Below are 12651 nucleotides of genomic sequence, written 5' to 3'. Positions count from 1 at the left end.
TTTCCGAGTTTCCTGAGCGGGAAGTATGTACAGGAAGCTGACAGACACGGATGGACAGGAGGGAGTTATGGACGGAGAAGCACAGCAGCAGCTTAAATTGAGGATATATGAGGCGACCATAGAGGAGTTCCGGGAGAAAGGGTTCAAATTCACCATGGACGATATGGCAAGGCGACTTGGAGTGAGCAAGAAAACCATATATCAGGTCGTCAGGGACAAGGAATCATTGTTCTTTGACACGGCGACATATATATACGAGCAGATCAAGAGAAGTGAACAGGCGGTCATGGATGACGACCGCCTGACCACGGTGGAGAAGATAAAGGCGATTCTCATAGCCATGCCGGACAGCTACAGCGAGCTGGATTGGCGGCAGATATACCAGTTGGAGAATTCATATCCACGGATATTTGCCCGGGTGAGAGTAATGATGGAGCAGCAGTGGGATAATACCATAGAGCTTCTGAAGCGCGGAATTGCCGAGGGTGTTATAAGGAATATTCCGATTCCGGTCATCAAGACGATGTTCGAGGCCACGCTTGAGAAATACATGGAGACTACAGTCCTGATAGACGCGGGACTTACATTTGACGAGGCGGTGCAGTATACACTTGATGTACTTATGGATGGCATATCCTGTAAGGAGTAGGAACCGCTATGAATGAAATGATTATATGGAATTGATGCCCGCGGCCGGTTTCATTCACCGGGGCGAGGTGGGCAGTATATATTAAAGACAGGAGGATGTGCTATGGGCAAGAGATCTGAGGTTATATTTGGCAACAGGATGAGCAGTCAGGTCGTCAAAAAGGCGGAGAACTCCAAAGAGAGATTTGTAAAAAGATTCGGTGATGACAGTGACGTGGATTATCCTCTTGCAGTTGTGAAGAATCCGTATATTGGAGATACTCTCGGTGTCTCCAATATTGTGATCGACGGCGGAGTCAGTGATGATATACCGGATGGCGGCCGGGAGGAATTTGACAGGGACAAAGGAATCATAGTTGGCAATATCAGGATGGGGTTCGGACATTACAGAATATCCATGGCGATAGCGTCTGCAGCGAATCATCTGGGATACAAGCCGTACTGGATGGATCTCAATTCCTACAGTGAGACCACTGGAGGAAAGGTTATTGAGGCGCAGAATAAGCTCTATTCCCTGGGATCCAGGATATCGGGAAAGAGCAAGGTTTTCAACAAAGCAGTGTGGGAGCCGATGAACTATGAGGGTTTCAGGAAGCTGTCATACAATGCCTCGGATCAGATGAATGCGGAGCTTATGACACCGGTGTTTAGGAATGTTCCAAAGGATATCCCACTTGTGGCTACACATGTGTGGCCGGCTCAGGCGGCAGTCCACGCAGGAATGAAACATGTGGTGAATGCAATCCCTGACAACTGGCCTATGGCGCTCCACCTTGCGGAGGGAAGCCTTCACACGGTTCAGACCAGATCGGCATACCTCGGATACAGGACCCTGAACGGCATGCAGGGCGACGAGGTGCTTAAGCCTATGCCCGGTGATTCAATCAGATACGTTGGACACTATATAGACCATGAGCTGGTGGCAGCCATAGAGGAGGACTGCGACAGGAGAATAGAGAGAAGAAAGAAAAAGGCACCGATGCGTTTCCTTCTCACCATAGGAGGTGCCGGAGCACAGAAGGATATATTTGCAGCTATCATCAGGACGGCGCTTGCCAGCGTGAAGAAGGGCAACATGGTCCTGTATGTAAATGTGGGCGACTACATGAACGTGTGGGAAGAGCTGGTGAGAGAGATACCCGCCATGGAGAGCCTTGTCACTACACATTTCGATGACTGGAGCGACACCACAGCATTTGCGGATAAGGCTCTTAAGGAAGAGGTGTACGGAATACACGCATTTTGCCATGAGAATATATATGAGGCTGTGTACTGCACCAACCTTCTCATGAGAAGCTGTGATGTACTCATAACGAAGCCGTCTGAGCTGGCCTTTTATCCAGTTCCAAAGCTGTTCATCAAGAGAGTTGGCGGGCATGAGCAGTGGGGGGCGATACACTCGGCGGAGATCGGAGATGGAACACTGGAGTGCCGTGATATACCGCACACTCTACAGATGATGAAGCTGTTCATGCAGGATGACAGCATACTCACAGATATGTGTGAGAACATAAAGCGGAACAAACTGGATGGAATATACGACGGAGCGTATGAGGTCGTAAAACTGGCGATGGATATGAAGAACTGAGAATGGAGGGTTACATTATGTATAAGGTAAAGAAGAAAGAGACATTTATACCATCATCAAATGGCAAGGACAGGCTGCATGTCATCGTGTGGGAGCCACAGGGCGAGGTGCGGGCGATACTTCAGATATCACATGGAATGATAGAGCTGATAGACAGGTACGACGAATTTGCGAGATATCTTGCTGCGAAAGGCTTCGTAGTTGCAGGAAATGATCATCTGGGACACGGACTCACGGCGGCAAATATGGATGAGCTTGGATATATGAATGCCTATGATGCGAGCAAGGCAATAGTCGCGGATCTTCATAGAGTCACTAGAAGTCTGAAGAAGGCATACAAAGGAGTACCGTTCTTCCTGATGGGACACTCTATGGGTTCATTTATGGCGAGACGATACATGAGTGACTACGGCTGGGATCCAAAATATCCGTCACCTTACACGGAGGGCTCAAGTGTGGACGGCTTTATCTGCATGGGAACTGGATGCATGCCTGAGTATATGCTGCAGATCGGAAGACTTGTGTTGGAGCTTGAGAAGAGTCAGCACGGCGAGAGATACAGAAGTACCCTCATGGAAGTGTTGGCATTTGGAACATACAACAGGGGTATCCCGAAGACCACTATCGTGGACGGTGAGGTGAGAAAGAGGACGAATAAAGACTGGGTGAGCCGTGACCCGAAGCGCGTGGATGCATATGTGGATGATCCGCTGTGCCAGTTCTCATTTACCTTGAAGGGCTACGAGACGCTGTTCAATACACTCCACTATATACAGGAGGACAGGAACATAGCGAAAATACCGAAGAATGTGCCGGTTCTGTTTGTGTCCGGTGACAGGGATCCTGTTGGACATTACGGCAGGGATGTTCTGAAGCTCTACGAGTTATACCACAGGAGAGTTTCGCACAATGTGGCATGCTATCTGTATGAGGACTGCAGACACGAGATACTGAATGAGCTGTGCAGGGATAAGGTATTTGACGATATTGACAAGTGGCTTGAGACAAGGCTTGCTGATATAAAAGGTTAGGCCTTTAAGGAGGTTATATATGGGAGAAAATTCACAGGATAATACACAGAATGGCGCACCTGCGGGCGGCCTTCAGAAAAAGACAAAGATAGCCTACGGAGTAGGGGCCGTGGGAAAAGACATGGTGTATATGCTGGTAGCCAGCTATATACTGTACTACTACAATTCTGTGCTTGGCGTCAGCTCAGTGTTCATAGGAACAGTGCTGATGGCGGCGAGAGTGTTTGATGCATTTAACGATCCTGTCATGGGTATCGTGGTGGCAAAGACCAGAAGCAGATGGGGAAGGTTCAGACCGTGGATATTCTCGGGAACCGTGCTGAACGCGGTTGTCCTCTATGCGATGTTCGCCGTGCCGGAAAGCATGGGAGCTGGTGGGATGAAGGTGTTTTTGACAGTGACATATTTCCTGTGGGGAATCACATACACGTTGATGGATATTCCGTACTGGTCCATGATCCCGGCCATCACTGAGCCGGGCAAGGAGAGGGAGAATCTGTCTGCACTTGCAAGATCCTGCGCGGGCGTGGGTTCTGCCATCCCTACTGTACTTACTATGATAGTAGTTCCAGCCATCAGCGGCGCAGCCCTGGCGGCGGACAAGCTGAAGATCACGGATTACCGCATCGGCTTCAAGTGGTGGGCTCTTCTGGTTGCAGTGGTGTTCGTCATCTCGGAGGCCATTTGCGTGGCAAATGTAAAGGAGAGGGGTGACACAGTAGTGGAGTCCCATGGCATAGGTGAGATGTTCCATTCACTGGTGACAAATGACCAGGCTCTGGCGGTGGTCATCACCATCGTGCTCGTAAACTCTGCACTCTATATAACAAGCAACCTGCTCATATATTTTTTCACATATGACATAGGAAGTGAGAGCGGATATGCGCTGTTCTCCGCATTTGGCGGCGGTGCGCAGATACTTGCTATGATGCTGTTTCCGCTCTTTAGAAAGAAGATGTCCAAGAGAAAGCTGTTTGTACATTCGGTAGTATATGAAATCGTCGGATATGTGATGCTGCTTGCCTGCAGCCTTGCCGGTGTTACCCGTATGACGGTGGGCGGAGTGCCTTGTTGGTACGTTCTGTTCATCCCGGGACTTCTGGTATTTGCGGGAAGCGGACTTCTAAATGTTCTGATAACTGTGTGTCTTGCCGACAGCATAGACTACGGAGAGTACAAGAATGGGCAGAGAGATGAGAGCGTCATATGCTCCATGCAGACATTTGTAGTAAAGCTTGCATCGGGAGTTGCAGTGTTCTTTGCCGGACTTGCGATCAAATGGGTCGGACTTATCCAGCCGGCAGATGGAACATCGGAAGTCATAGAGCAGAGCACAGGAACTCTCATGGGACTTTCCATGATGATGACGGTCGTTCCGATAGTCCTTCTCATCATAGGACTTGTATTCTTCATCAGGAAATACAAGCTGACCGAGGAGAGGATGCAGGAGATCATGACGAAACTTAGATAGGAGGAACCGCTATGAACGAAGTTCATACTTGGAATCGGTTCCGACGACCTGCCCCGCTCGCTTATGCGAGAGGGGCGATACATATTAGATAGGAGGAACCGCTATGATCAGATATATAGAAGAACATCAGGTATTCATACTGGAGACAAAGTCGACGCAGTATACCATGTGCGTGCGCCCGGATGGACACCTTGAGCACCTGTACTACGGTGGCAGGAGTCTGGACTGCGGAGATCAGAATATTGCGGGACTTTGGGATGTGGCACATGACCGCAGCCTGTTCGAGACCGGCAATGCCATAGCGCTGGATGGTGGACTTACCTTAGAAAGTCTGCTACAGGAACTGTCGTCAACCGGCAAGGGGGATGTCAGCGAACCATTTGTCTGTATGACCCATGCAAATGGCAGTACGACCTGCAACTTTGTGTACGAATCATACGAGATAAAAAACGGCAGGGATGAGCTTGAAGGACTTCCGTGTGCGGTGGAATATCATAGGGGGACAGATGGCAGATTCAACACAGTAAATGAGCAGCAAGGCACAGAAGTGGGAAGCGGTGTGGCTGGTGAATTGCAGAGCATACAAGCATATGAGCGACAGAATACAGCGGGCGAGGTAACACAGCTCACAATAACCCTCCGGGACAAATTCTACAGACAGAAGCTTGAGCTAATATATGTCACATGGGATGACTGCGACGTGATAACCAGAAGTGCCCGCCTGACAAATGAAAGTGATGACGTGGAGCGGGTGGACAGACTTATGTCCATGCAGTTTGATATGAGAATGTATCAGGAATATGACATGATACATTTCGGAGGAGCCTGGGCGAGGGAAATGCACAGATCGGTGCACCCTGTAAGGCAGGGAAGAGTGTCTGTCTCATCGTCGACCGGAACCTCGGGCAGCAGGGCCAATCCGTTCTTCATGGTGGTTGAGCACGGCAGTTCAGAGGAACACGGTGAGTGTTACGGCTTCAATCTCATATATTCAGGAGACCATATGGAGAGCTGTGAACAGAATTCATATGGACGTATGCGTATACTCAGCGGCATCAATCCGGAAGGATTTTCATTTGCGCTTGAGCCGGGACAGTCATTCCAGTCGCCGGAGGCGGTCATGACATATTCAGATTCAGGATTTGGTGGTGTCAGCAGTCATATGCATGCATTTGTCAGAAGACATATAGTCAGAGGCCACTGGGCGGACCGGGAGAGGCCTGTTCTGCTGAATAGCTGGGAGGCCGCATACTTTGATATAAATGAGAAGAAGCTGCTGAAGCTTGCAAAAGAGGCAAAGAAGTGCGGCATAGAGCTGTTCGTCATGGATGACGGCTGGTTCGGACACAGGGACAATGACACATCCTCACTTGGAGACTGGCAGGAGAACCGGAGCAAGCTTCCGGGTGGAGTAAAGCAGCTTGCGGACAAGATAAATGCACTTGGACTTGACTTTGGCATATGGGTCGAGCCGGAGATGGTGAACGAGGACAGTGATCTCTACAGGACTCATCCGGAGTGGGCAGTCAGAGTGCCGGGACAGAGCCACGCCGAGGGGCGTCATCAGATGCTGCTGGATCTCACCAACAAGGACGTGAGAGATCATATAGTGGAAGCCATGGCAAATGTGTTCTCATCTGCGAATATCTCGTACGTGAAGTGGGATATGAACAGGATCATGTCTGACAGGTACAGCCAGACGTTGCCGTCTGACAGGCAGGGCGAATTTGGACACAGGTATGTGCTGGGACTCTACGATATCATGGGAAGGATTACTAAGCGTTTCCCTGAGATTCTGTTTGAGGGATGTGCTGCCGGTGGCAACAGATTTGATCTCGGCATACTGTGCTATATGCCGCAGATATGGGCAAGTGATGACACGGATGCCAGGGAGAGGCTTGAGATACAGACGGGATACAGCTATGGTTACCCTATGTCGGTTGTCAGCAGTCATGTGTCGGGCTGTCCGAATCACCAGACACTCAGAGTTACTCCTCTTGAGACGAGATTCGGAGTGGCGGCATTTGGCGTGCTGGGCTATGAGTGCAACCTGTGTGACATGAAGAAGAAAGATCTTGATGCCATAAAGGATCAGGTGGAGTTCTACAAGAAACACAGGCACACACTTCAGTTCGGAGAATATCACAGGATTGAGAATGGTTCAGTGTCAGATCTCAGGAGAAATGTATACCAGTTCATGGTGGTTTCCCAGGATGGCTCCGAGGCGGTGTCCTGTTATTATGAGGGACAGGTGATACCGAATTATACTTACAAGCATATGCGGACTAAGGGACTTGACGAGAATGCAGTTTATGTCATGGAGGGAAGAAGCCTGCAGTACAGCGTAAAGCTCATGGGAGATCTCATCAACACTGTTACGCCGGTGCATGTGAAACCTGATTCCCTGACCCAGAGTGCGATAGACAAGGTGGTAAAGCTTCAGGGCGAGAAGGAATATGTAAAGGCGTCCGGTGCAGTGTTTAACCGCGTTGGAGTGAACCTTGCTCCGAACTTTGCGGGAACTGGCTACAACGACCAGACCGCTCTCTGGACAGAGCATGGACTGAGGTTATATACCTTCACCAGACAGTGATATATATGATCACATGCAAATGCTCATATATGGAATCGAATCACAGGAAAAACTTACATTATAAAAATAGTGGAAATAATATGTGAAATGTGTTATTTTACTCTTATAGAGAACTGTTCCTAATAGAAAATTATAAATACCAGAAGGAGGACTATACAATGAGTGAGAAGCGTAACACATGGCAGAAACAGGTCATATACTCTGTTATAAAGGAGCTCAAGACTCATCCTACAGTCCAGAGTCTGATAGATGAACTGGAAAAGAGAGGATATAAGATAGGCAAATCAACTGTGTATAGGGTGCTCTCTGATGCGGTTGATGAGGGAATTGTCATGAATGTGTATTCAGGGGACAAGATGGAGCATTTTGATGGCAATACCGAGAATCACTATCACATACGCTGCAAGGTATGTGACAGGATATTTGACAGTGAGCTTCCATATCAGGATTCCATCACACAGATGGGCGTGGAGGCGGACAGCGATTTCGTCATACTGTCACACAACCTGGAATTTATCGGGATATGTCCATCCTGTAAGGACAGCCTGAAAAGTCTGTGATGGGGAATGCAAAAGACCGGTACACATAAACGCATATTGTATGCGGTGTATGTGTACCGGCCTTTTTGTATGTGCAGGCAATGCCAAGAGCCTGTATCTTATCTGCTCTGTCAGTCTCTCTTTTTCTGTGAAATGATATTTGCAGATTTTATTTCCTTCTTTATAAATTCAGGAATCGCGGAATTGTCTTTCTGGTCAGATTCAGGTGTGTCCGGCTGCGCCTCAACTGTATGTGAGTTTACACTTATAGGATCCACGCGTGGATTGCTGATAAATGTCTTGTTGGCCGAAGGCTTTACAACTGTCATTCCGAGGATGGACTTCTTGTTGCGAAACTCTCTTTCCTCCTCTGGTGTGCGCTCAGGGGCGGCATCCACCAGATTGCCGTCTCCGAAAAGGTCTATCTCAAAGCTGCTGTCATTTTCCTCCTGCTCATCATCCGTATCGTCATCCAGCGCATCTGTAATTATCGGTTCTGCGTGGATGGAAGTATCCGTATCGTCGTCTGCAAATGCACTGTCGAGATCAGGATCGTATTCATCAGCAAATGCGCTGTCAAGATCAGGGTCATATTTTTCATCTGATTCAGTGTCGCCAAATTCAGAATCGGAGTCGACATACTCCTCAGGCTTCTCAAAAAATGTAGGATCTATATCGAGCTTGAAGTCGACCTCTGAGTGACCCACTTCAATGCCGCAGTCGTTGAACAGCTTGGTCGTGTAGCAGTTTTTCAGCTTCTCGATGAGTTCAGTGTTTTCGTACTTGAGCTGTTCGAGTATGTTTGCGATTATCATTCCCTGATATTCATCCGTCCATCCGTCCTCAAGCTTTACTGCGATACCGAGCTTCATGCTCTTTATCGCCATACATATAACACCCCTGGAGCCGTCCTTCATTATGAGGTCAGGATTCTGGTTGATATAATATGAAGGTGTTCCGTAATCGTTGATCTTCTCAGGATATTTGTGGATGCATGAGAAGTTGTAGTCTATAGTCTCCCGGAGTTCGTTTGACAGGCTGAATGGATCCATGAGCTTTGCGTAGGACATGGCGATGCTTCTAAGTGGCAGTGCAAATACCGGAACTCCACAGCCGTCTATGCCGAGCCCGATCTTGAATGTAGGGGTCTGGCTGAGCATGGATATGAAATTGATTATCTGCTGCTGTACAGGGGAATCCTTGAGCTGATAGCCGTCCGGCTTACCGGTGAGCTCTCTCTGGAGCAACATAAGGCTGAAATGTTTTCCCGAGCAGCAGTGCTGAAGTTTGCTCTGTCCCTGCCTTGGGTGGAGCTTTGACCTGTCGGTGAGCTTTGCCGCCAGCGCTGAAGCTGATGTGGAAGCGCATGGCTTCATGATCATGTCATCGGGATTCAATCCTGTCTTGCGCGAGATCTCCTCCAGCACAAATATATGATGGTTGCTTCCCCAGTGGGAAGAGTTGAACATGGCAACATCCTCGTCGGTGAGGTTGAACCTTCTGTGAAGTCCTGCCAGCAGTGTAGGCAGCACCTGTATAGGCTTGCTTGCGGAACGCATGAAAGTCTGTTTCTCTATGTCGCCAAGGTAGGCGATTGTATCTCCTGTGGATGACACAACTGCGATGGAGCCGCGGTGTGCATTCTCAACAATATTTCCACGGTATTCTTTTACTAATATCTCTGACATATATTCAACACCTCATTTGTATTTTGTATGATTTTCTTCCGATATAGTCATTATATGAAAAAGATATCCGTTTGCAAAATGAAAATTACATAATATATAAGAAAAATATGAGAATGTAATTGAGTGTAAGTAAGTAATAACTAAAAAATACCGCCTGATACTGACAAAATACATCATTTGTCATATATACCCTGAGTAAAAAATGTTTAAAAAAATCGAAAAATGCGCATTTTTTTTGTGAAAATGCATAAAAAACTTTGATTATTATAAAAAGGATGGTATAATGTCTTTATAATTTTGCATGGAGAGGTGACTTACATGATTAAAAAAGAAATGATCGCCATGCTCCTTGCTGGTGGACAGGGCAGCCGTCTTGGGGTTCTTACATCCAAGCTTGCCAAGCCAGCGGTAGCATTTGGCGGCAAATACAAGATAATCGATTTCCCACTGAGCAACTGTATCAACTCGGGGATTGACACAGTAGGTGTACTTACACAGTACAGACCACTCAGACTTAACCAGCATATCGGAATCGGCATTCCTTGGGATCTCGATAGAAACATTGGTGGTGTCACAGTGCTTCCACCATACGAGAAGAGCAACAACAGCGAGTGGTACACAGGTACTGCCAACGCTATCTACCAGAACATAGAGTTCATAGATTATTACAATCCAGACTATGTTCTCATACTTTCCGGTGATCATATCTACAAGATGGATTATGAACACATGCTTGACTATCACAAGTCCATGAATGCGGATGTGACACTTGCCACATACCAGGTTCCATGGGAGGAGGCAAGCAGATTCGGAGTAGTTATAACGAATGATGACGGCATCATCTCAGAGTTTGAGGAGAAGCCGGAGAACCCAAGAAGCAACAAGGCTTCCATGGGTATATACATATTCAACTGGAAGATCCTCCGCGAGGCACTTGTTACCATGAAGGATCAGCCGGGATGCGATTTCGGTAAGCATATTATTCCATACTGCCATGAGAACGGCAACAAGATATGTGCATACGATTTCAAGGGATACTGGAAGGATGTAGGAACTCTCGGTTCATACTGGGAGGCCAACATGGAGCTTGTCGACATAGTTCCTGAGTTCAATCTGTATGAGGAATTCTGGAAGATATATACGAAGACAGACGCCATACCACCTCAGTACATAGATGAAGCGGCAAAGGTATCCAAGTGTATCATCGGAGAGGGGACCGAGATATACGGAACCGTTGAGAATTCAGTTATAGGCTCTTGTGTAACCATAGGAGAGGGTGCGGTCGTTAAGGATTCGATTATAATGAATGGGGTTACGATCGAAGCTGGTGCCTATGTTGAAAAGGGAATCATTGCCGAGAATGTCAAGGTTGGTGCAAATGCCAAGCTTGGAGTTGGTGAGGAAGCTGTCAATGAGATGAAGCCTAATATCTACGCATTTGGCCTTGTTACTATAGGTGAGAACTCAGTTATACCTGAGGGCGTAACAATAGGTAAGAACACTGCAATATTCGGTGACACAGATCCTTCGGATTATCCGGACGGAACACTTCCGAGTGGCGGTAGTATTATAAAGGCAGGTGAGTAGACATGAGAGCATTAGGAATTATTCTGGCAGGTGGTAACAGCAATAAGCTGGGAGATCTTTCAGCAAAGAGAGCCGTTGCAGCCATGCCTATCACAGGAAGCTACAGAGCAATTGATTTCGCACTTTCCAATATGACTAATTCTCATATTCAGAAGGTAGCGGTATTCACACAGTACAACACAAGATCACTGAATGAGCATCTGAACTCAAGCAAGTGGTGGGATTTCGGAAGAAAGCAGGGAGGTCTGTTCATCTTCACACCTACCATCACAGCAGCTAACAGCTACTGGTACAAGGGAACAGCAGATGCACTTTATCAGAATATCAAGTTCCTCAAGGAGAGCCATGAGCCATATGTAGTTATCGCTTCAGGAGACGGTATCTACAAGCTTGACTACAACAAGGTTCTTGAGGAGCATATAAGCAATGGTGCAGATATCACGGTTGTATGCAAGGATATGGCACCGGGCGAGGATGACATCAACAGATTTGGTGTTATCAAGATGAACGAGGATGGCAGGATCATAGACTTCGAGGAGAAGCCTCTTGTGGCAGGAACCAACACGGTTTCCATAGGTGTATATGTCATAAGAAGAAGACAGCTCATCGAACTTCTTGAGACATGTGCCAACGAGGGAAGAAATGATTTCGTAAGAGATATTCTCGTGAGATATAAGGGTGTCAAGAGAATTTACGGATACAAGATGGACAGCTACTGGAGAAACATAGGAACAAAGGAGTCATATTACAGAGCTAATATGGATTTCCTCAAGAAGGACGTAAGAGACTTCTTCTTCAAACAGCATCCGGATATCTACTCAAGAGTGGATGATCTCCCACCAGCAAAGTACAATGCAGATGCGGTGGTAAATAACAGCTTGATAGCAAGCGGTTGTATCATCAACGGAACCGTTGAGAACTCAGTTATATTCAAGAAGGTATACATTGGAAATAACTGTGTGATCAGGAACTCGATCATACTTAACGATGTCAACATCGGTGATAATTCCATCATCGAGAATTGTATCGTGGAGAGCAGGGATACACTCCGCGCGAACACAGTACATCAGGGAACACCTGAGGACATCAAGGTAATAGTGGAGAAGGATTTCAGATATGCGTTGTAGGATGCATACGGTATAAGTAGTACAAATGACAATTGCGTGTGGGATCGCAATGTGTGTCAGGGTTAAGGGGGTAATTCAGATGCAGATAACTGATATCAGGATCAGAAGTGTTGAGAAGGAAGGCAAGATGAAGGCGGTTGTTTCTATTACGATCGATGACGAGTTTGTTGTGCATGACATCAAGATCATCGAGGGTGAGAAGGGCATGTTCATCGCGATGCCGAGTAGAAAGGCAGCGGATGGAGAATATAGAGATATCGCTCATCCGATCAATACAGCTACAAGAGAGCGTCTGCAGAGTATGATTCTTTCAAAGTATCAGGAATCTTTGGAAGAGTAATACCAGTCTCAAATAGACATTCAGAGCCAGTGCTAGAGG

The 12651-nt window shown here is 47.3% G+C and carries 10 protein-coding genes; 9 read left to right on the top strand and 1 reads right to left on the bottom strand.

The window, feature by feature from the left end:
- Positions 1 to 67: 67 nt before the first annotated feature.
- The 6 genes from DW159_RS11505 (at position 68) to DW159_RS11480 (ending at position 7891) form a co-directional block, all read left to right on the top strand.
- Positions 68 to 649: a TetR/AcrR family transcriptional regulator gene (locus DW159_RS11505; protein WP_242992701.1), complete on the top strand. Its 582-nt coding sequence runs from the start codon at positions 68 to 70 to the stop codon at positions 647 to 649.
- A 102-nt stretch (positions 650 to 751) separates the two neighbouring features.
- Positions 752 to 2236 (top strand): DUF6937 domain-containing protein, encoded by a 1485-nt coding sequence (locus tag DW159_RS11500; RefSeq protein ID WP_117550895.1) that lies wholly within the window; start codon positions 752 to 754, stop codon positions 2234 to 2236.
- A 17-nt stretch (positions 2237 to 2253) separates the two neighbouring features.
- The gene (locus DW159_RS11495) at positions 2254 to 3267 is read left to right on the top strand and encodes an alpha/beta fold hydrolase (protein ID WP_117550893.1); all 1014 of its coding nucleotides are present in this window, start codon (positions 2254 to 2256) and stop codon (positions 3265 to 3267) included.
- Positions 3268 to 3286: 19 nt separating this feature from the next.
- Positions 3287 to 4738, top strand: a complete 1452-nt coding sequence (locus DW159_RS11490; RefSeq protein ID WP_117550891.1) for a glycoside-pentoside-hexuronide (GPH):cation symporter — start codon at positions 3287 to 3289, stop codon at positions 4736 to 4738.
- 103 nt (positions 4739 to 4841) lie between these two features.
- Positions 4842 to 7331 (top strand): alpha-galactosidase, encoded by a 2490-nt coding sequence (locus DW159_RS11485; protein WP_117550889.1) that lies wholly within the window; start codon positions 4842 to 4844, stop codon positions 7329 to 7331.
- A 158-nt stretch (positions 7332 to 7489) separates the two neighbouring features.
- Positions 7490 to 7891 (top strand): Fur family transcriptional regulator, encoded by a 402-nt coding sequence (locus DW159_RS11480; RefSeq protein ID WP_015533691.1) that lies wholly within the window; start codon positions 7490 to 7492, stop codon positions 7889 to 7891.
- A 110-nt stretch (positions 7892 to 8001) separates the two neighbouring features.
- On the opposite strand, the gene DW159_RS11475 is transcribed toward DW159_RS11480, so the two are convergent.
- On the bottom strand, positions 8002 to 9558 hold the full coding sequence (locus DW159_RS11475; protein ID WP_055146703.1) for an asparaginase: 1557 nt from the start codon (positions 9556 to 9558) through the stop codon (positions 8002 to 8004).
- Between the two features lie 318 nt (positions 9559 to 9876).
- Between DW159_RS11475 and DW159_RS11470 the strand changes: the two genes are divergently transcribed.
- The 3 genes from DW159_RS11470 (at position 9877) to spoVG (ending at position 12612) form a co-directional block, all read left to right on the top strand.
- On the top strand, positions 9877 to 11145 hold the full coding sequence (locus DW159_RS11470) for a glucose-1-phosphate adenylyltransferase (protein WP_022217270.1): 1269 nt from the start codon (positions 9877 to 9879) through the stop codon (positions 11143 to 11145).
- Positions 11146 to 11147: 2 nt separating this feature from the next.
- Positions 11148 to 12272 carry a glucose-1-phosphate adenylyltransferase subunit GlgD gene (glgD, locus tag DW159_RS11465; RefSeq protein WP_022217271.1) on the top strand — a complete coding sequence of 375 codons (1125 nt, stop codon included), beginning with the start codon at positions 11148 to 11150 and terminating at the stop codon, positions 12270 to 12272.
- A 79-nt stretch (positions 12273 to 12351) separates the two neighbouring features.
- On the top strand, positions 12352 to 12612 hold the full coding sequence (gene spoVG / locus DW159_RS11460) for a septation regulator SpoVG (RefSeq protein ID WP_015533695.1): 261 nt from the start codon (positions 12352 to 12354) through the stop codon (positions 12610 to 12612).
- Positions 12613 to 12651 lie beyond the last annotated feature (39 nt).

This window comes from Coprococcus sp. AM14-16, from assembly GCF_003434675.1.
GTDB classification, from domain to species: Bacteria; Bacillota; Clostridia; order Lachnospirales; family Lachnospiraceae; genus Coprococcus; species Coprococcus aceti.
This window is presented reverse-complemented; position numbering and strand designations above follow the sequence as displayed.